Origin of the sequence: Streptomyces zaehneri (genome assembly GCF_032248645.1) — a bacterium.
GTDB classification, from domain to species: Bacteria; Actinomycetota; Actinomycetes; order Streptomycetales; family Streptomycetaceae; genus Streptomyces; species Streptomyces coriariae.
In genome coordinates, this window is record NZ_JASTTJ010000008.1 from 103077 (window position 1) to 122453 (window position 19377).

At 73.9% G+C, this 19377-nt stretch carries 17 protein-coding genes; 12 read left to right on the forward strand and 5 right to left on the reverse strand.

The genetic code is table 11. The features are described from left to right. Positions 1-204 precede the first annotated feature (204 nt). Positions 205-2373, forward strand: coding sequence for a SpoIIE family protein phosphatase (locus QQM72_RS15610; RefSeq protein ID WP_314221471.1), 2169 nt, complete (start codon positions 205-207; stop codon positions 2371-2373). 84 nt (positions 2374-2457) lie between these two features. Beyond that, positions 2458-3690 carry a radical SAM family heme chaperone HemW gene (gene hemW / locus QQM72_RS15615; protein ID WP_314221472.1) on the forward strand — a complete coding sequence of 411 codons (1233 nt, stop codon included), beginning with the start codon at positions 2458-2460 and terminating at the stop codon, positions 3688-3690. 317 nt (positions 3691-4007) lie between these two features. Here hemW and QQM72_RS15620 read toward each other — a convergent pair whose 3' ends face one another. After that, entirely contained in the window at positions 4008-4811 is an 804-nt protein-coding gene (locus QQM72_RS15620) for a DUF3097 domain-containing protein (protein WP_314221473.1), read from the reverse strand. A 42-nt stretch (positions 4812-4853) separates the two neighbouring features. Then, a complete protein-coding gene (locus QQM72_RS15625) occupies positions 4854-5570 on the reverse strand; it encodes an MBL fold metallo-hydrolase (protein WP_314221474.1) in 717 nt (238 codons plus the stop codon). A 159-nt stretch (positions 5571-5729) separates the two neighbouring features. On the opposite strand from QQM72_RS15625, the gene hrcA reads away from it, so the two are divergent. The 5 genes from hrcA (at position 5730) to QQM72_RS15650 (ending at position 10335) form a co-directional block, all read left to right on the forward strand. Further along, positions 5730-6746, forward strand: coding sequence for a heat-inducible transcriptional repressor HrcA (gene hrcA, locus QQM72_RS15630; RefSeq protein WP_314221475.1), 1017 nt, complete (start codon positions 5730-5732; stop codon positions 6744-6746). After that, positions 6747-7883: a molecular chaperone DnaJ gene (dnaJ, locus tag QQM72_RS15635; RefSeq protein WP_314221476.1), complete on the forward strand. Its 1137-nt coding sequence runs from the start codon at positions 6747-6749 to the stop codon at positions 7881-7883. A 201-nt stretch (positions 7884-8084) separates the two neighbouring features. Beyond that, entirely contained in the window at positions 8085-9173 is a 1089-nt protein-coding gene (locus QQM72_RS15640) for a nitronate monooxygenase (RefSeq protein WP_314221477.1), read from the forward strand. Then, entirely contained in the window at positions 9170-9916 is a 747-nt protein-coding gene (locus tag QQM72_RS15645; RefSeq protein WP_314221478.1) for a 16S rRNA (uracil(1498)-N(3))-methyltransferase, read from the forward strand. Before QQM72_RS15640 ends, QQM72_RS15645 begins: the two co-directional genes overlap by 4 nt. 26 nt (positions 9917-9942) lie before the next feature. Continuing rightward, positions 9943-10335 carry a VOC family protein gene (locus QQM72_RS15650; RefSeq protein WP_314221479.1) on the forward strand — a complete coding sequence of 131 codons (393 nt, stop codon included), beginning with the start codon at positions 9943-9945 and terminating at the stop codon, positions 10333-10335. Here the strand turns inward: QQM72_RS15650 and QQM72_RS15655 are convergent. After that, positions 10277-10672: a hypothetical protein gene (locus tag QQM72_RS15655; protein WP_314221480.1), complete on the reverse strand. Its 396-nt coding sequence runs from the start codon at positions 10670-10672 to the stop codon at positions 10277-10279. The two genes, QQM72_RS15650 and QQM72_RS15655, sit on opposite strands and share 59 nt — an antisense overlap. Positions 10673-10752: 80 nt before the next feature. Between QQM72_RS15655 and QQM72_RS15660 the strand changes: the two genes are divergently transcribed. From QQM72_RS15660 to QQM72_RS15680, 5 genes are all read left to right on the forward strand, one after another. Next, a complete protein-coding gene (locus tag QQM72_RS15660) occupies positions 10753-11259 on the forward strand; it encodes a hypothetical protein (protein WP_314221481.1) in 507 nt (168 codons plus the stop codon). Between the two features lie 45 nt (positions 11260-11304). Continuing rightward, positions 11305-14511: a S41 family peptidase gene (locus QQM72_RS15665; RefSeq protein ID WP_314221482.1), complete on the forward strand. Its 3207-nt coding sequence runs from the start codon at positions 11305-11307 to the stop codon at positions 14509-14511. Positions 14512-14667: 156 nt separating this feature from the next. Then, positions 14668-15021: a histidine triad nucleotide-binding protein gene (locus QQM72_RS15670; RefSeq protein WP_054244874.1), complete on the forward strand. Its 354-nt coding sequence runs from the start codon at positions 14668-14670 to the stop codon at positions 15019-15021. 6 nt (positions 15022-15027) lie between these two features. After that, positions 15028-15936, forward strand: a complete 909-nt coding sequence (locus QQM72_RS15675) for a ribonuclease Z (protein ID WP_314221483.1) — start codon at positions 15028-15030, stop codon at positions 15934-15936. Between the two features lie 113 nt (positions 15937-16049). Beyond that, positions 16050-17048, forward strand: coding sequence for an adenosine deaminase (locus QQM72_RS15680; protein ID WP_314221484.1), 999 nt, complete (start codon positions 16050-16052; stop codon positions 17046-17048). Positions 17049-17084: 36 nt separating this feature from the next. Here the strand turns inward: QQM72_RS15680 and QQM72_RS15685 are convergent, their stop codons facing one another. Next, positions 17085-18365, reverse strand: a complete 1281-nt coding sequence (locus tag QQM72_RS15685) for an MFS transporter (protein ID WP_314221485.1) — start codon at positions 18363-18365, stop codon at positions 17085-17087. A 184-nt stretch (positions 18366-18549) separates the two neighbouring features. Then, entirely contained in the window at positions 18550-19332 is a 783-nt protein-coding gene (locus tag QQM72_RS15690) for an IclR family transcriptional regulator (protein WP_314221486.1), read from the reverse strand. Between the last annotated feature and the right edge of the window lie 45 nt (positions 19333-19377).

Sequence of the window (19377 nt, forward strand, 5' to 3'; positions counted from 1 at the left end):
CGGCGCGGAGTCGCGGCGCGTCGGCGCGCGGCCGGGGCGGAGTCCGAATGCTCGGATTCCGCCCCTCAAGCGTGCTTCATCGAGCACATGCGGACAGCCGCGCAGCACGGTTCTCGCTCAGGACGGCCCACTTCGGTAACCCAGCGCTCATGGCCGGGACCGGTCTGTCACGCTGTGGGCATCCGACCGCCCGGGGAGCTGCGCATGGGGGCCATTCCGACGCAACGGGAGACCGTGTCCCGCGCCCAGGGCGCGCCCGCGCACCCGAGTACGCACTCGGTCGCGCTCCCGCACATCCGCGCGACCCTGAACGGCAGTCCCCTCGCGCCCGGCGCCGCCCGCGAGCTGGTACGCGCCGCGCTGGCGGAGTGGGCCGGTCTCGGCCTGCTCGGCACGAAGGGGGCGAGGGAGGCGGGCCGGCCAGGCCAGCCAGGCCAGCCAGGCCAGCCAGGCCAGACCAGTCGGAACGGTTATACCGGGCAGGCCGGGGAGGCCGAGGGATCCGGGGAGGCGGGGGGATCCGGGGGATCCGGGGGATCCGGGGAGGCCGGGGGATCCGGAGAGCGCCTGGCCGAGGACACCACACTCGTCGTCAGCGAGCTGGTCACGAACGCCGTCGTGCACGCCGGCACCGACGTCGAGCTGGCGTGCCGGCTGGAGGAGGATCCCGAACGCCCCGGGCATCCCGGTGACTGCCGCGCGGTCGTCGTCGAGGTCTCCGACCACCACCCCTCCCGCGCCCCGCGCGACGGCACCGCCGAACCGTCGTACGGAATGCCGGAGTACGGCCGCGGCCTGCGCCTGGTCGCCGCGCTCGCCGAAGCCTGGGGGGTGACGTACCGCAGGGGGACGAAGACGGTCTGGGCCCGGCTGCTGCCGACGGCCGCCGGGGCCCACGAAGCCGACCGGCCCGGCCGCGCCGACCAGCCGTATCCCGTCCCCGACCACGACGTTCCCGGCCACGCGGGGCACCTGGGTTGCTTCGGTCACGCCGGCCTGACCGCCCACCCGGACCACCCGCTCGACGCCGGCCCGGGTCTCCTCGAATCCCTGGCCCCGGTCCCGCAGCCGGTCGGGTCGCGGGACCGGGAGTGGCTCAACCGCGGTGCCCTCTCCTTTCTCGCCGAGGCGTCCGATCTGCTCGCCGGGCAGCTCGACGAGGACCTGGTGGCCGCGCTGACCGGCCAGCTGCTCGTGCCGCGGCTCGCCGACTGGTGCGCGGTGTGGCTCGAGGACGAGGTGAGCGGGCGCGGTGAGTGGGCCGGCGGCCCCGGGCCACGGCTGGCCCGGGTCTGGCACGGCTGCGAGAACCGGGTCGAGGAGCTGCGCCGGGCCCTGGAGAAGGATCCGCCGTGTCCGCCCGACGGCGGCCCCCGCTCCGGGCCCGAGCCCTTCGCGTGGCCAGGCGCGGCGCTCGGCCCGCACGGCACGGCCCTCGCCTACCGGCTGATCGCCGGCGGCCGGCCGCTCGGCACCCTGGTCATCGGGCAGGCCGGGCTGCCGGCCTTCGCCGACGAGGTCACCGGGCTCGTCGAGGATCTCGGCCGCCGGGTGGCGCTCGCCATCGGGGCGGCCCGTCAGTACGCCCGCCAGGCCACCATCAGCGCCGTCCTGCAACGGGGGCTGCTGCCCGGCGCGGTCGCCGAGATCCCCGGGGTGCGCAGCGCCCTCGTCTACGAGCCGCGCGAGCAGGGCGGCCCGAGCGGCGACTTCTACGACCTGTTCCCGGCGGGCGACGGCCGCTGGTGCTTCGCGGTGGGCGATGTGCAGGGCAAGGGGCCCGAGGCGGCCGTCGTCATCGGCCTGGCCCGGCCCTGGCTGCGGCTGCTGGCCCGCGAGGGCTATGGCGTGGCCGACGTCCTGGACCGGCTCAACCAGCTCCTCCTCGACGACGCGACCGAGGCCGCCGACGCCGCCGCCCGCGCCTTCGTCGGCCCCGCCGGGCCGGGCGACGGCCCGCAGACCCGCTTCCTGTCGCTCCTCTACGGCGAGCTGGCCCCCTTCGAGGGCGGGGTCCGCTGCACCCTCGCCTCCGCCGGGCACCCGCTGCCGCTGCTGCTCGGCCCGGACGGTTCGGTCGCCACGGGCGGGCGACCGCAGACCCTGCTGGGGGTCATCGAGGACGTCACGTACACCAGCGACAGTCTGGAGCTGCGGCCCGGCGACAGCCTGCTGTGCGTCACCGACGGCGTCACGGAACGGAGGTCGGGCCTGCGGCAGTTCGACGACGAGGACGGTCTCGCTTCGGCGCTGGCTGGTTGCGCCGGACTCGACGCGGAGCTGATCGCGGAGCGGATCCGGCGGCTGGTGCACGAGTTCGGCGACCAGCCACCGGAGGACGACCTGGCGCTGCTGGTGCTTCAGGCGGAGTAGCCGCCGCCGCTCCCGCCTGTCCGCCGGGGGCTGGGCTGAGGCCGGGCATTCGGGGTGGGGTGGACGTACGGGACAATGGGCTGCATGCCTTCCGCACTTCCCGACGGTGAGCCGGTTCCCGACGACGGCGCGCTCCCCGCGCACGCGCTCGCCGGCGCCGCCGACCGCCCCCTCGGGTTCTATCTGCACGTCCCGTACTGCGCGACCCGCTGCGGCTACTGCGACTTCAACACGTACACCGCCACCGAGCTGCGCGGCACCGGCGGAGTGCTCGCCTCCCGCGACAACTACGCCGACACCCTGACCGACGAGGTCCGGCTGGCCCGCAAGGTGCTCGGCGACGACCCGCGCGAGGTCCGCACGGTCTTCGTCGGCGGCGGTACGCCGACCCTGCTGGCCGCCTCCGACCTGGTGCGGATGCTGGGCGCGATCCGTGACGAGTTCGGGCTGGCGGCGGACGCGGAGGTGACGACCGAGGCGAACCCGGAGTCCGTCGACCCCGCCTATCTGGACACGCTCCGCGAGGGCGGCTTCAACCGGATCTCCTTCGGGATGCAGAGCGCCAGGCAGCACGTGCTGAAGGTGCTCGACCGCACGCACACCCCCGGCCGGCCCGAGCGCTGCGTGGCGGAGGCCCGGGCCGCGGGCTTCGACCACGTCAACCTGGACCTGATCTACGGCACCCCGGGCGAGTCGGACGACGACTGGCGGGCCTCGCTGGACGCCGCTCTGGGCGCCGGCCCCGACCATGTCTCGGCGTACGCCCTGATCGTCGAGGAGGGCACCCAGCTCGCCCGCCGGATCCGTCGGGGAGAGGTCCCGATGACCGACGACGACGTCCACGCCGACCGGTACCTGATCGCCGAGGAGACGCTCGCCGCGGCGGGCTACGAGTGGTACGAGGTGTCCAACTGGGCGACCTCGGAGGCGGCCCGCTGCCTGCACAACGAGCTGTACTGGCGCGGCGCCGACTGGTGGGGCGCGGGCCCGGGAGCGCACTCGCACGTGGGCGGCGTCCGCTGGTGGAACGTGAAGCACCCCGGGGCGTACGCGGCGGCGCTGGCGGCCGGACGGTCGCCGGGGGCCGGGCGGGAGCTGCTGCCGGCCGAGGACCGCCGGGTGGAGCGGATCCTGCTGGAGCTGCGGCTGCGCGAGGGCGTACCGCTGGACCTGCTGCGGCCGGAGGGGCTCGCGGCGTCACGGCGGGCCCTGGCGGACGGACTGCTCGACAGCGGCCCCTACGACGAGGGGCGCGCCGTGCTCACCCTGCGCGGGCGACTGCTGGCCGACGCGGTGGTACGGGACCTGGTCGACTGACCCCGGAGCCGGGAGCCGGGAGCCGGGAGCCGGGAGCCGGGAGCCGGGAGCCGGGAGCCGGGAGCCGGGAGCCGGGAGCCGGGAGCCGGGAGCCCGGGGCCGGGAGCCCGGAGCCGAAGCCCGAACCGGAAGCCCTGAGCTGAGAGGCCCGAGCCCGGAGAGCCGAGCCCAGGCCCCGAACGCCCGAGCCCAGGCCCCGAACGCCCGAGCCCAGGCCCCGGAGACCCACGGCTCAGGCCCCGGAGACCCACGGCTCAGGGCTCAGGGCTCAGGGCCCAGGGCTCAGGGCTCAGGGCCCAGGGCTGAGGGCCCAGGACTCAGGGCACGGTCACGAAGTCGATCAGTTCCTCGACCCGGCCCAGCAGTTCCGGTTCGAGGTCCTTGTAGGTGTCCACCCGCTTGAGGATCGCCTGCCAGACCGCCCCGGTGTTCTCCGGCCAGCCCAGGGCCCGGCACACGCCCGTCTTCCAGTCCTGGCCGTGCGGCACCCGGGGCCAGGCCTCGATGCCGACGGCCGACGGCTTCACGGCCTCCCAGATGTCGATGTACGGGTGGCCGACGACCAGGGCGTGCTCGCTCGTGACCGACTGCGCGATGCGCCACTCCTTCGTGCCGGGGACGAGGTGGTCCACCAGGACGCCCAGCTTCGCGTCGGGTCCCGGCGCGAACCCGGCGACGATCGCCGGCAGGTCGTCCACGCCCTCCAGGTACTCCACGACCACGCCCTCGACGCGAAGATCGTCGCCCCACACCTTCTCGACCAGCTCGGCGTCGTGCCGGCCCTCGACGTAGATACGGCCGGCGCGGGCCACCCGCGCGCGTGCCCCGGGGACGGCGACCGAACCGGAGGCCGTACGGACGGGACGTACGGGACCGCCGGACGCAGGCCGTACGAGGGTCACGACCTTGCCCTCCAGCAGGAAGCCGCGCGGCTCCAGCGGGAACACCCGGTGCTTGCCGAAGCGGTCCTCCAGGGTCACGGTGCCCGCCTCGCAGCGGATCACCGCCCCGCAGAACCCGGTGCCGGGCTCCTCCACCACCAGCCCGGCCTCCGCCGGGACCTCGGGGACCGGTTTCGGCCGCTTCCAGGGAGGGGTGAGGTCGGCGGAGTACTGGCGCATTCGGATGACGATAGGAGAAGCGCCGGGCCGAGAGACACACGATCAGCGCGACACGCCGAAACGGGCCGCCAGCGCGTCGCGCTGCGCCCGTACGAACGCCGCGTCCACCACCGCCCCGTGACCGGGCACGTACAGCGCGTCCTCGCCGCCGAGTTCGAGGAGGCGGTCGAGGGCGGCGGGCCAGTGGGACGGCACGGCGTCGGGGCCGGCCTGGGGCGCGCCGGACTCCTCGACCAGGTCGCCGCAGAACACCGTCTCGGGGCTGCCGGGGACCAGGACCGCCAGGTCATGGGCGGTGTGACCGGGGCCGACGTTCGCCAGCAGGACCTGCCGGCCGCCGCCCAGATCGAGGGTCCACTCGCCGGAGACGAGGTGCCGGGGCCGGACGAGCGTGTCCGCGGCCCCGGTCGCCGCCGTCTCGTCGAGACCGTTGCGCACCGCGTCCGCCCGCAGCTCCTCGGCCGGCACGGTGTCGACCCCCACCGCCCCGAAGACCTCCGCGCCCGCGAACGCCGCGGCCCCGAACACATGGTCGAAGTGGGGGTGGGTGAGGGCGAGATGAGTCACACGGGAGCCGGTGAGTTCCTCGGCCCACGTCCGCAGCCGCGCACCCTCGGCCAGGCTCGACCCCGCGTCGATCATCAGTACCGCGCCCGCCCCGACGACCAGCCCCGCCGTGCAGTCCCAGCCCGGCAGCCGTACCCGTCCCACCCCGGCCGCGACCCGCTCCCACCCCAGCTCTTCCCAAGTCACCGTCATACCGCGACGCTAGCCCTACGACGCTGCGCCGGGGACCGACCTTGCCCCGGGTGTACCCCACAGCCGTACACTGGGCCGGGGAACGCTGGCACTCGGATGTGAAGAGTGCCAGACGGGGCTCCCAGGGGACTGGGGACGACTGCTGGAGGTGTGCGCGCGATGCTGAGTGAACGCAGGCTCCAGGTCCTGCGCGCCATCGTCCAGGACTACGTCGGCACCGAGGAACCCGTGGGGTCGAAGGCGCTCACCGAGCGGCACAGCCTCGGCGTGTCCCCGGCGACGGTCCGCAACGACATGGCCGCCCTGGAGGACGAGGGGTACATCGCCCAGCCGCACACCAGTGCGGGGCGGATCCCCACGGACAAGGGCTACCGGCTCTTCGTCGACAAGCTGGCCGGCGTCAAGCCGATGACCGGTCCCGAGCGGCGGGCCATCCAGAACTTCCTCGACGGCGCCGTCGACCTCGACGACGTGGTGGCCCGGACCGTACGGCTGCTCGCGCAGCTCACCCGGCAGGTCGCCGTGGTGCAGTACCCGTCGCTGACCCGCTCGACCGTGCGGCACGTGGAGCTTCTCTCGCTCGCGCCCGCACGCCTGATGCTCGTGCTGATCACGGACACCGGGCGGGTCGAGCAGCGGATGGTGGACTGCGCGGCACCTTTCGGGGAGGCCTCGCTGGCGGATCTGCGCGCGCGGCTCAACAGCCGGGTCGCGGGCCGGCGGTTCGCGGACGTGCCGCATCTGGTGGAGGATCTGCCGGACGCGTTCGAGACCGAGGACCGCGGCACGGTCACGACGGTGCTCTCCACCCTGCTGGAGACGCTCGTCGAGGAGAACGAGGAGCGGCTGATGATCGGCGGAACCGCCAATCTCACCCGCTTCGGACATGACTTTCCCCTCACCATCCGACCCGTCCTGGAGGCACTGGAGGAGCAGGTCGTGCTCCTCAAGCTCCTTGGCGAGGCGGGGGATTCGGGCATGACCGTACGCATCGGTCACGAGAACGCCTATGAGGGACTCAACTCCACTTCGGTGGTGTCGGTCGGCTACGGTTCGGGCGGCGAGGCAGTCGCCAAGCTGGGCGTGGTCGGACCGACCCGCATGGATTACCCGGGAACGATGGGAGCGGTACGAGCGGTGGCACGGTACGTCGGACAGATCCTGGCGGAGTCGTAGGTGGCCACGGACTACTACGCCGTTCTCGGCGTGCGCCGCGATGCGTCGCAGGAAGAGATCAAGAAGGCCTTCCGGCGGCTCGCGCGCGAGCTGCACCCGGACGTCAACCCGGACCCGAAGACCCAGGAGCGGTTCAAGGAGATCAACGCCGCCTACGAGGTGTTGTCGGATCCGCAGAAGAAGCAGGTCTACGACCTCGGCGGCGACCCGCTGTCGCAGTCGGGCGGCCAAGGCGCGGGCGGCTTCGGCGCGGGCGGCTTCGGGAACTTCTCGGACATCATGGACGCGTTCTTCGGCACGGCGTCGCAGCGCGGTCCGCGCTCGCGCACCCGGCGCGGCCAGGACGCGATGATCCGGCTGGAGATCGACCTCGAGGAGGCGGCCTTCGGCACCACCAAGGACCTCCAGGTCGACACGGCGATCGTCTGCACGACGTGCAGTGGCGAGGGCGCGGCCCCCGGCACCAGCGCCCAGACGTGTGACATGTGCCGCGGCCGCGGCGAGGTGTCGCAGGTGACACGGTCCTTCCTCGGGCAGGTCATGACCTCGCGGCCGTGTCCGCAGTGCCAGGGCTTCGGCACCGTCGTGCCGACCCCGTGCCCGGAGTGCGCGGGCGACGGACGCGTGCGCTCGCGCCGCACGCTGACGGTGAAGATCCCGGCCGGTGTCGACAACGGCACCCGGATCCAGCTCGCGGGCGAGGGCGAGGTCGGCCCCGGCGGCGGCCCCGCCGGCGACCTGTACGTGGAGATCCACGAGCTGCCGCACGCCCAGTTCCAGCGGCGCGGCGACGACCTGCACTGCACGGTGACCCTGCCGATGACGGCGGCGGCGCTCGGCACCAAGGTGCCGCTGGAGACGCTGGACGGGCTGGAGGAGGTCGACATCCGGCCCGGTACCCAGTCCGGCCAGTCGATCCCCCTGCACGGCCGGGGCGTCACGCATCTGCGGGGCGGGGGGCGTGGTGACCTCATCGTGCATGTCGAGGTGCAGACGCCGAGCAAGCTCGACCCCGAGCAGGAGCGGGTGCTGCGGGAGCTGGCCAAGCTGCGTGGCGAGGAGCGGCCCACCGGGCAGTTCCAGCCCGGGCAGCAGGGGCTGTTCTCCCGGCTGAAGGACGCGTTCAACGGGCGGTGACGGTGGGTGTGCGGGGGGCTTTCCCGCCCCCGCCGCCTCTTCCCTTCCCCGTCCCCCGGGGTTGCGCCCCAGACCCCGTATCGGCCCGGAACGGGCCTCGTCGTCGATCGGCGGACGGGCTGGATCTGCCGGCACGTGACAGCACGTGTCAATGGGAAGGGTCGATTCGGACTTGTTCGGAGGACGTGACAACATGCCGTCATGTCCTCCGCACTGACCGATCTCTTCCCGTATCCGATCGTGCAGGCCCCCATGGCGGGCGGTGTCTCCCTCCCGCGGCTCGCGGCCGCCGTGTCCGAGGCCGGCGGGCTCGGGTTCCTGGCCGCCGGGTACAAGACGGCCGACGGCGTGTACCAGGAGATCAAGCAGTTGCGGAGCCTCACCGCCCGCCCCTTCGGCGTGAACCTCTTCATGCCGCAGCCCGAGTATGCGGAGACGGGCGCGGTCGAGGTCTACGCCCACCAGCTGGCCGGTGAGGCCGCCTGGTACGAGACCGAGCTGGGCGACCCGGAGAGCGGCCGCGACGACGGCTACGACGCCAAGCTCGCGGTGCTGCTGGACAACCCGGTGGCGGTGGTCTCGTTCCACTTCGGCGTCCCGAGTACCGAGGTGCTGGAGTCGCTGCGGCGCGCGGGAACGTTCACCCTGGTCACGGCGACCACCGCCGCGGAGGCCCGCGCGGTGGAGCGGGCCGGCGCGGACGCGGTGATCGTGCAGGGTGTGGAGGCCGGCGGCCACCAGGGCACCCACAAGGACAACCCGGAGAACGACCGCTCCGGCATCGGGCTGCTCGCGCTGATCGCCCAGGTCCGCGAGTCCGTGAACCTGCCGATCGTCGCCGCGGGCGGGCTCATGCGCGGCAGCCAGATCGCCGCGGCCCTCGCGGCCGGTGCCGACGCGGCCCAGCTGGGGACCGCGTTCCTCGTCACGCCCGAGTCCGGCGCGCACGCCGTGCACAAGCAGGCGCTGACCAACCCCCTCTTCGTACGCACCGAGCTGACCCGCGCCTTCTCCGGCCGCCCGGCCCGCGGCCTGGTCAACCGCTTCCTGCGCGAGCACGGCCCGTACGCGCCCGCCGCCTACCCGGAGGTCCACCACCTCACCTCGCCGCTGCGCAAGGCGGCCGCCAAGGCGGGCGACGCGCAGGGCATGGCGCTGTGGGCGGGACAGGGACACCGGCTGGCCCGCGAGCTGCCCGCCGGGCAACTGGTGGAGGTCCTGGTGTCCGAAATCGCCGAGGCGCGGACAGCGTTGTCGGAGTTCCAGGCCCGCGAGGGCGGTGCCTCGTGACGGCGCCCGTCTTCGTCGTCGACGAACTCGCCTCCTCCCGCTCCGCGTTCGTGCTGGACGGTCCCGAGGGCCGGCACGCCGTCTCCGTGAAGCGGCTGCGGACCGGCGAGGAGGTCGTCCTCACCGACGGCGCCGGGCGCTGGGCGCGGGGCGAGGTCGTCGCCGCCGAGGGCAAGGACCGGCTGGTGGTGAACCTGGGGGAGGTGGTCGAGGAGCCCGCCGAGGCGCCCCGGATCACCGTCGTCCAGGCGCTGCCGAAGGGCGACCGGGGCGAGCTGGCCGTCGAGACGATGACCGAGACCGGCGTCGACGCGATCGTGCCGTGGGCGGCCGCGCGTTGCATCACCCAGTGGAAGGGCGAGCGCGGCGCGAAGGCCCTCGCCAAGTGGCGGGCCACCGCCCGCGAGGCCGGCAAGCAGTCCCGTCGGGTCCGCTTCCCCGAGATCGCCGAAGCGTCGACGTCCCGGCAGGTGGCGGAGGTGCTCGCGCGCGCCGACTTCGCCGCCGTCCTGCACGAGGACCGCGACTACGGCAGCGAGCCCCTGGCCACCGCCGCGCTGCCCGCCACGGGTGAGATCGTGCTCGTCGTGGGTCCCGAAGGGGGCGTCTCGCCGGACGAGCTGGCGCTCTTCGCGGAGGCGGGCGCGAAGGCGTACCGGCTCGGGCGGAGCGTCCTGCGCACCTCGACCGCCGGCACGGCGGCCGCGTCCCTGATCCTGGGCAGGACCGGTCGCTGGTCCTGACCCCGCCCGTCCTCCGGGAGGACATCGTGGAATTCGTCCAGGTGAGGCTGCTGGTCACCGACTTCGCCGCCTGCTACCGCTTCTACGCCGACGTCCTCGGCCTCAAGCCGCAGTCGGGGGCCGAGCGGGGACCGTACGAGAAGTTCTCGCCCGCCACCGGTTCGACGGGGATAGCCATCCAGGACCGGAAGATGATGGCGCAGGTGCTGGGCGAGCTGGGCGACACGGCGAACGGTCACCGTTCCCTGGTGGCCCTGCGCGTCGACGACCTGGACGCCATGTGCGCGCGGATCACCGCCCGCGGCGCCGCCCTGATCCACGGCCCCGCCCCGATGGCCGACCGGATGCGCGTGGCCTACCTCAAGGACCCTGAGGGCAATCTGGTGGAACTTCAGCAGTGGCTGCTCCTGCGCGGCTGAGCGCGACCGCGGTGAACAGCTCCCAGCCGTCCAACTCGCCGTCCATTGGCAGCAGTTCTCGCTTGGCGGCCTCGTCGACGAAGGCGCGCACCACACCGGGTTCATGGAGGTTGAGGTGATGGTGACGGTCGCCCACCCCGCCGCTGTGCCCGTATCCGCCACCGCCCGAGTAACGCCCCTCGCCGTCCCGGAAGACGATGTGGGTGCGCTTGCCGCCTCGGTGGAGGGTGAGAACCTCCCGGCACGGCTGTCCGTCCCCGTGCCGGTGGCGGACGGTCCACACATAGGTGGTCGTCCCGTCCACGACGAGGGTTCTCCGGCGGCGCTGATCGCTCATGCGTCCCACGGTAGGACCCGCGCGGAACGTGACCGCATACGGGCTACCGCAGCGTCCGCCCGAGTGGCACGCTGCCGTCCATGGGGGCATTGAGGCGCATTTGGCTTCTCCCGTTGGCGGCCGTGGCCGCGGTGGGCGCCGTGGCGTGCGAGCCGGGCGGGCTGAGCAGCATGTCCGTGGCGTACACCACCGACGAGGCCGCGACGGCCGAGATCCAGCGGCGGGACGTGGACGTGCGCTGGCTGACCTGCACGGCTCGGTACGAGGGCCGGGAGAAGGCGGGGACCGTCGCCGCCGTGGACTGTCAGGGAAAGACCGCCGACGGGCGGGACATCACGGTGGAGGGACGGGTCGCGCGGGCCGTCGACGGGGCCTGTGTGCGCGGCGACCTCACCGCCGTCGTCGGGAAGAAGCAGCTGTTCCGGGTGAGCGGTCTCGGGGACTGCGAGTCCGCGACGCCGTCGCCGGTCGCGCCGTCCGGATCCGACCGGCCCGGCGGGCGGCCGACGGTGACCGTGACCGTGACGGTCACCGAGACCGTGAGCGGGGACGGAGGAGGGGGTGGGGGCGGCGGTGGAATGAAGTGATCGAAACCCCTGACCTGCGGTCCCGCCGGTGCATACAGTGATTCGGTGACACAGCCCGCGACGCCTGCCGCATACCTCCGATACCCCCATCTGCACGGCGAGTCGGTGGCCTTCGCCGCCGAGGACGACGTGTGGCTGGCCCCTCTCGACGGCGGCCGCGCCTGGCGGGTCAGCGCCGACAACGTGCCGGTCACCCTGCCGCGTATCTCGCCCGACGGCACCACCGTGGCCTGGACCTCCACCCGTGACGGCGCCCCCGAGGTGCACATCGCCCCCGTCGACGGCGGCCCGTCGACCCGGCTGACCTACTGGGGGAGCTGGCAGACCCGGGTGCGGGGCTGGACCCCGGACGGCCGGGTCCTCGCCGTCAGCACCTACGACCAGGCGACCCTGCGCCGCAGCTGGGCCCGCGCCGTCCCGGTCGACGGCGGACCGGCGACGACCCTGCCGTACGGGCCGGTCGGCACCGTCGCGCACGGCCCGCACACCGTGGTGCTGTCCGCCCCGATGGGACGCGAGGCCGCCCACTGGAAGCGCTACCGGGGCGGTACGGCGGGCAAGTTGTGGATCGACCGGGAGGGCGACGGGGAGTTCGTCCGGCTGCACGAGGAGCTGGACGGCAACATCGAGTACCCCGTGTGGGCGGGGGAACGCCTCGCGTTCCTGTCGGATCACGAAGGCACGGGAGCCCTGTACTCCTCCCTCGCCGACGGGTCGGACCTGCGGCTGCACACACCGCTCGAAGGCTTCTACGCCCGGCACGCCGCCGGTGACGGTACCCGGGTCGTGTACATGGCCGCGGGCGAGCTGTGGCTGCTCGACGACCTCGACGGGGCCGAACCGCGCCGGCTCGACATCCGCCTCGGCGGGCAGCGCACCGACCGCCGCCCGTATCCCGTGGCCGCCTCCCGCTGGCTGGGCGGGGCCGCGCCCGACCACACCGCGCGGGGCAGCGCCGTGGAGGTGCGCGGCGCCGTCCACTGGGTGACCCACCGCTCCGGACCCGCCCGCGCGCTCGCCGCCGAACCCGGCGTCCGGGCCCGGCTGCCGCGCACCTTCCGCACGGAGGGCGAGGAGTGGGTCGTGTGGGTGACCGACGCCGAGGGCGAGGACGCGCTGGAGTTCGCCCCGGCCACCGGCACGGCCCCCGGCGCCACTCCGCGCCGGCTCGCCGCCGGACGGCTCGGACGGGTCCTGGAGCTCGCCATGGCACCCGACGGCAGCCGGGCCGCCGTCGCCGCGCACGACGGCCGGCTGCTGCTCGTCGAGCGGGAGACCGGAGAGGTCCGCGAGGTCGACAGCAGCCCCGACGGCGAGGTGTCCGACCTGGTCTTCTCGCCCGACTCGGGCTGGCTCGCCTGGTCCCACCCCGGGCCGCGCCCGCTCAGCCAGCTCAAGCTCGCCAACGTCACCGACCTGTCGGTCACCGAGGCCACCCCCCTGCGCTTCCGGGACTACGCGCCCGCCTTCACCCTCGACGGCAAGCACCTGGCGTTCCTCTCCGCACGCGCCTTCGACCCGGTCTACGACGAGCACGTCTTCGACCTCTCCTTCGTGGCCGGAGCCCGCCCGCACCTCATCACCCTCGCGGCGACGACCCCGTCCCCCTTCGGCCCCCAGCGGCACGGCAGGCCCTTCGAGGCCCCCGACAAGGACGAGACGCCCGACAGCGAGGGCACCCCGACCACCCGTATCGACCTCGAAGGCCTCGCCGACCGGATAGTCCCCTTCCCGGTGGAGGCCGGCCGGTACTCCGGGCTCGCCGCGGCGAAGGACGGCGTGCTGTGGCTGCGGCACCCCGTGCGCGGTGTCCTCGGCGCCTCCCGGGCCACCCCGGACGACCCCGACCCGCACACCGAACTCGAGCGCTACGACCTCGCCCAGCAGCGCATCGAGCACCTCGCCGCCGACGCCGACGGCTTCGAGGTCAGCGGCGACGGCAAGCGGCTGCTGCTGTGGACCGACGGCAAGCTCAAGGTCGTGCCCAGCGACCGGCGCGCCTCCGGCGACGAGGACAGCGACAGCAACATCACCGTCGACCTCGGCCGGATCCGCCGCACCGTCGACCCGGCCGCCGAGTGGCGGCAGATGTACGACGAGACCGGCCGGATCATGCGGGACAACTTCTGGCGGCCCGACCTGGGCGGCGTCGACTGGGACGGCGTCCTGGACCGCTACCGGCCCGTGCTGGAACGGGTCGCCACCCATGACGACCTCGTCGACCTGCTCTGGGAGGTGCACGGCGAACTCGGCACCTCGCACGCCTACGTCACACCGCGCGGCGGCCATGGCGGCGGTGCCCGGCAGGGCCTGCTGGGCGCGGACATCTCCCTTCACGCCGACGGCGGTTGGCGCATCGACCGGATCCTGCCCTCGGAGACCTCCGACCCCCACGCGCGCTCCCCGCTCGCCGCGCCCGGCGTCGCGGTGCGGGCCGGCGACGCGATCGTCGCCGTCGGCGGGCAGCAGGTGGACCCGGTCGCCGGGCCCGGACCGCTGCTCGTCGGCACCGCGGGCAAGGTCGTCGAGCTGACGATCTCGCCGTCCGGCGGGGGCGAGCCGAGGCACGCCGTCGTCGTCCCCGTCGCGGACGAGGAGGCGCTGCGCTACCACGCGTGGGTCTCGGACCGCCGGGCGTACGTGCACGAGGCCTCCGGCGGCCGGCTCGGGTATCTGCACGTGCCCGACATGCAGGCGCCCGGCTGGGCCCAGATCCACCGCGACCTGCGGGTGGAGGTGGCGCGGGAGGGACTGATCGTGGACGTCCGGGAGAACCGGGGCGGGCACACCTCGCAGCTGGTCGTCGAGAAGCTCGCCCGGCGCATCGTCGGCTGGGACCTGCCGCGCGGGATGCGGGCGTCCAGCTATCCGGAGGACGCTCCCCGGGGGCCCGTCGTCGCCGTCGCCAACGAGTTCTCCGGGTCCGACGGGGACATCGTCAACGCGGCGATCAAGGCGCTCGGGATCGGGCCGGTGGTGGGCACCCGCACGTGGGGCGGGACGATCGGGATCGACAGCCGGTACCGGTTGGTCGACGGGACGCTCGTCACGCAGCCCAAGTACGCGTTCTGGCTGGAGGGGTACGAGTGGGGCGTGGAGAACCACGGCGTCGACCCGGACGTCGAGGTGGTCTGTGCTCCTCAGGACTACGCGGCGCAGCGGGACGTCCAGCTGGACGAGGCGGTCTCGCTGGCGCTTGCCGCTCTGCGGGAGACCCCGGCGAAGACGCCTCCGCCGCTGCCCGGGTCGTAGCCCACCCGGCGTCGTGGCGACCGTCTCCGGGGGCTGCCGCCCCCGGAGACCCCGCTTCGGCCTGAACGGCCTCGTCCTCCAGTGCCGGACGGGCTGGGACAACGCACCCCCGCTACCATGCCCCCGTACTGATCAACCGTCTGAGGAGGAGCCCGCATGGCAGGGGAACCGCAGGACGACTGCCTGTTCTGCAAGATCGTCGCGGGGAACATCCCGGCGACGATCGTGCGGGAGACCGAGACGACCATCGCCTTCCGGGACATCAACCCGCAGGCGCCCACCCACGTCCTGGTGATCCCGAAGGCGCACTACCGGGACGCCGCCGCGCTGGCCGCCGGCGCGCCGGAGCTCGCCGCCGACGTGCTGCGCGAGACGCAGGCGGTCGCGGACGAGGACAAGCTGGAGAGCTACCGCGTCGTCTTCAACACCGGCGCCGGCGCCGGTCAGACCGTCTGGCACGCCCACGCGCACGTCGTCGGCGGCCGTGGCCTGCACTGGCCTCCCGGATAGGCCGCCGTGTCCGTACGTGAACTGGTGGTCCTCGGCACCGCCAGCCAGGTCCCCACCCGGCATCGCAACCACAACGGCTACCTGCTGCGCTGGGACGGCGAGGGTGTCCTCTTCGACCCGGGCGAGGGTACCCAGCGGCAGATGCTGCGCGCCGGGGTCGCCGCGCACGACCTCAACCGGATCTGCGTCACGCACTTCCACGGCGACCACTCCCTCGGCCTCGCCGGAGTCATCCAGCGCATCAACCTGGACAAGGTCCCGCACCCGGTCACCGCGCACTATCCGCGCTCCGGGCAGCGCTTCTTCGAGCGGCTGCGCTACTCCACCGCCTACCGCGAGACCGTCGGCATCACCGAGGCCCCGGTCGACGCGGACGGCGTGCTGGCCACCACCGCGTCCTACCGTCTCGAGGCCGCCAGGCTCTCCCACCCCGTCGAGTCCTACGGCTACCGGATCGTCGAGCCCGACGGCCGCCGCATGCTGCCCGAGCAGCTGGCCGCGCACGGCATCAAGGGGCCGGACGTCGGCCGGATCCAGCGGGAGGGAGCGATCGGCGCGGTGTCGCTGGACGACGTCAGCGAGGTACGGACCGGCCAGCGGTTCGCGTTCATCATGGACACCCGGCTGTGCGAGGGCGTGCACGCGCTCGCCGACGGCGCCGACCTGCTCGTCATCGAGTCGACCTTCCTCGACGAGGACGAGCGGCTCGCCGTCGACCACGGTCATCTGACCGCCGGTCAGGCCGCCCGGGTGGCCCGTGACGCCGGGGTGCGGCATCTCGTCCTCACCCACTTCAGCCAGCGCTACCCGGAGCCGGAGGAATTCGAGCGGCAGGCGCGGGCGGCCGGGTTCGAGGGCGAGCTGACCGTGGCGCACGACCTGCTGCGAGTGCCGGTTCCGAAACGGCGGTACTGAACCGTTCCGGGGGACGACCCCCCGGACCCCCAGCAGAAAAGCAGCTCAGCAGGGGTGATCGGCGCAGAGATCGCAAGGCGGAATCCGAGCCGGAGCAGCCGTACGATGCTTTGATGCCCCTCCCCAAAGCTGAACTGCACCTGCACATCGAAGGAACCCTGGAGCCCGAGCTGGCTTTCGAGCTGGCCGCCCGCAACGGGGTCGCACTGCCGTACGCCGACACGGACGAGCTCCGCAAGGCGTATCAGTTCGAGGATCTCCAGTCGTTCCTGAACCTGTACTACGAGCTCATGGCGGTCCTGCGCACCGAGCGCGACTTCGAGGACCTCGCGAACGCCTACCTCGCGCGGGCCGCCGCGCAGGGCGTGCGGCACGCGGAGATCTTCTTCGACCCGCAGGCCCACCTCGCCCGCGGGGTGAGCATGGGCACGGTCGTGGACGGGCTGTGGCGCGCGCTGGGCGGCAGTGAGGCCGCACACGGCATCTCGACCCGGCTGATCCTGTGTTTCCTGCGCGACGAGTCCGCCGAGTCGGCGCTGGAGACCCTGGAGGCGGCGCGGCCCCACCTCGACCGGATCACCGGGGTGGGCCTGGACTCCGCCGAGGTCGGGCACCCGCCGGTGAAGTTCCGCGAGGTGTACGAGGCGGCGGCCGCTCTCGGACTGCGGCGCGTCGCGCACGCCGGTGAGGAGGGGCCGCCGGAGTACATCACCGAGGCCCTGGACGTGCTCGGCGTGGAGCGCGTCGACCACGGCCTCCGGTGCATGGAGGACCCGGCCCTCGTCGAGCGGCTGGTGCGGGAGCGGATCCCGCTGACGCTGTGCCCGCTGTCCAACGTGCGGCTGCGCACCGTCGACGTCCTCGCCGACCACCCGCTGCCCGCCATGCTCGACGCCGGGCTGCTGTGCACGGTCAACTCCGACGACCCGGCCTACTTCGGCGGGTACGCCGGCGACAACTTCGACGCCGTGGGCGCGGCCCTGGGCCTGGGCGAGGAGCGGCTGCGCGAGCTGGCCCGCAACTCCTTCGTCGCCTCCTTCCTGGAGGACGACGAGGAGCGGCGGGCGCGGTATCTCGCCGAGGTCGACGCCTACACGTTCCAGCCTTACTGACCCGCGGCGTCGTGGACACCGGCAGGTCGGGCGGCCTCAGGCACCGGACCCCGGCGCGGCGCCCGCCCGCCGGGGTCCGGCCGTGCCGTACGCGTCCCGGACGGGTACCGCCGAGCCCTCCACCGGGATCTCCACCACGTGCGGCTCCGGGGCGCCGCCCCGCCGCCGGACCGAGCCCGCGACTCGCGGGCCGCCGCCCGTGCGCAGGGCGACGGCGGTCATCGGCACCGCGACGACGAGCAGCCCGGCCCCCAGCAGCAGGCCCATCACCGGGAACCCGGCCCAGGCCGACAGCACGCTCCCGGTCAGCGGCCCGGCCGCCGTCCCCAGTGAGGACGCCGACCCGACGAGCACCGCCCAGCGGCCGCGCGGGTCGAGCGAGGCGGCCAGTCCGATCAGGTACGACAGCACGATCGGGTAGAGCGTGTTCCAGGCGATCTCGCCGGCCGCGAAGCTCACCGGCCCGGTCGCGGAGGCGCTGGCGACGACACAGCCGGCGATCAGGACGGTCCCGGCGCCGATGGGCGCCGCCCGCCCGAGCCTCGTCCCGAGCGCTCCCGCGCCCAGCACGCCCGTGAGCCCGGCTCCCAGCGCCACCGCGAAGACGACGCCGACGCCCGCCTCGGTGAGGTGCGCCTGGGTCAGGCCGATGCGTCCGCTGACGCCCCAGAGCGAGTTCTGGACCAGCGACCAGCAGGGCATGGCTGCGGCCAGGACGAGTCCGGCCCGCAGCCGGGGCAGCCGCGGCCGGTCCTGGCGGCGGGTCCGGACGAGGGCCGCCCGGCCGGGCAGACGCCCCGTCAGCGGCCAGACCGCGAGCGCGGTGAGGGCGATCGCGGCCAGCGGCTGACCGTGCCCCGCGCCCAGGTGCGGCACCGTCAGGTAGACGGCGCCCGCGAGCGCGGAGACCCCGAGCAGGCCCGCAGTGGAGACGCGGTGCGGGTCGGGATGGGCGGCGATCCGGGTGGCGGCGACCGTGGTGACGGTGCCGGAGCCGAAGCCGCCGAGGACCGCGCCCGCGACGACGGCGGTCACCTCACCGGCGAGCGCGGCGCCGCCGTAGCCGAGCACGGCGAGGGCCAGTCCGGTCCGGGCGAGGGTCCGCGCCCCGATCCGCTCCACGCGGGAGGCGAGCAGGAACCCGGCGGCGGCCGAACCGAGCAGCAGCGCACTGCCGACGGCTCCGGCCTCGGTGGCGGACAGCGGCAGCCCGGCGTCCAGCCGGCCGACCACGGTCGGCAGCAGATAGGGGGCGAGGTACCCGGCGGTGAACAGGGCGACGACGGGCCAGGGCAGGGTGGTGCGAGGGGCGGACACGGGCGTTCCAGGGCATGCGAAAGGGACGGCTCGGAAGGGGCCGGAGGAGGGGTGGGGCGCCGACCGTCGACGGACAGGAACGCGCGGGCAATTTGTATCAAGCACGCGGTGCGAGATGAAGGGCAGGGTGGGTGATGTGGATCACCATGCGTTTGTAGCGGCGGAGAGCGGGTAACGGCGGTCGCTAGCGCCAGTCGGCGGCGCCGCCGGAACCCGGCGCCGTCGCCTCGATCTTCGCTCTGATCTCCCGCATCACCGCGACGATCCGCTCCTCGTGCTCCGGCGTCAGCCGGGCCACCGGCACCGAGCAGCTGACCGCGTCCTGTGCGGGGGTGTCGTAGCGCAGCGCGAACCCGAACCCGACGATGCCGAGGACGCCCTCCTCGCGGTCCACGGAGTACCCGCGCGCCCGCACCCCGGCGAGATCGTCGCGCAGCGCCCGCCGGCTCGTGCGGGTGTGCGGGGTGAACGCCTCGTACGGCCCCTCGGGCAGCTCGCTGTCCGGCCGTTGCGCCAGCAGCGCCTTGCCGAGCGCGCCGACGTGCGCCGGGAGCCGCCGCCCGACCCGGCTGATCGTGCGCAGGTACTCGTGCGACTCGCGCGTCGCCAGATACGCCACGCCACGGCCGTCCAGCCGGCCCAGGTGGATCGTCTCGCCCAGCGCCTCGGACGCCTCGTCGAGGTAGGGCCGCACCAGCCGCACGCGCGGGTCGGAGTCGAGATAGCTGGTGCCGGTCAGCAGGGCGTGGATGCCGATGCCGTAGAGGGAGCCGGTCACGTCCGTGCGTACCCAGCCCCGGCTGATCAGGGTCTGGAGCAGCGCGTACATCGAGCTGCGCGGCACCCCCAGCTCGTCCGCCAGCTCCTGGAGCCGCGCCGGCCGGTCGCCGCGCGCCGCGAGCAGTTCCAGCAGCTCGACCGTGCGCGCCGCGGACTTCACCTCGCGGACGCCGCCTGTCTCCGACATGTGCCGATCGTAAGGGTGTGCGGGTGGAGGGGCGCACGCCCGGCC

What these genes read in the sequence shown, in the direction of transcription:
- QQM72_RS15625 (WP_314221474.1), bottom strand. Translation starts at nt 5,570, where the DNA reads ATGACGGTGACTTGGGAAGAGCTGGGGTGGGAGCGGGTCGCGGCCGGG.
- QQM72_RS15610 (WP_314221471.1), top strand. Translation starts at nt 205, where the DNA reads ATGGGGGCCATTCCGACGCAACGGGAGACCGTGTCCCGCGCCCAGGGC.
- QQM72_RS15640 (WP_314221477.1), top strand. Translation starts at nt 8,085, where the DNA reads ATGTCCTCCGCACTGACCGATCTCTTCCCGTATCCGATCGTGCAGGCC.
- hemW (WP_314221472.1), top strand. Translation starts at nt 2,458, where the DNA reads ATGCCTTCCGCACTTCCCGACGGTGAGCCGGTTCCCGACGACGGCGCG.
- QQM72_RS15690 (WP_314221486.1), bottom strand. Translation starts at nt 19,332, where the DNA reads ATGTCGGAGACAGGCGGCGTCCGCGAGGTGAAGTCCGCGGCGCGCACG.
- QQM72_RS15620 (WP_314221473.1), bottom strand. Translation starts at nt 4,811, where the DNA reads ATGCGCCAGTACTCCGCCGACCTCACCCCTCCCTGGAAGCGGCCGAAA.
- QQM72_RS15680 (WP_314221484.1), top strand. Translation starts at nt 16,050, where the DNA reads ATGCCCCTCCCCAAAGCTGAACTGCACCTGCACATCGAAGGAACCCTG.
- QQM72_RS15660 (WP_314221481.1), top strand. Translation starts at nt 10,753, where the DNA reads ATGGGGGCATTGAGGCGCATTTGGCTTCTCCCGTTGGCGGCCGTGGCC.
- QQM72_RS15655 (WP_314221480.1), bottom strand. Translation starts at nt 10,672, where the DNA reads ATGAGCGATCAGCGCCGCCGGAGAACCCTCGTCGTGGACGGGACGACC.
- QQM72_RS15670 (WP_054244874.1), top strand. Translation starts at nt 14,668, where the DNA reads ATGGCAGGGGAACCGCAGGACGACTGCCTGTTCTGCAAGATCGTCGCG.
- hrcA (WP_314221475.1), top strand. Translation starts at nt 5,730, where the DNA reads ATGCTGAGTGAACGCAGGCTCCAGGTCCTGCGCGCCATCGTCCAGGAC.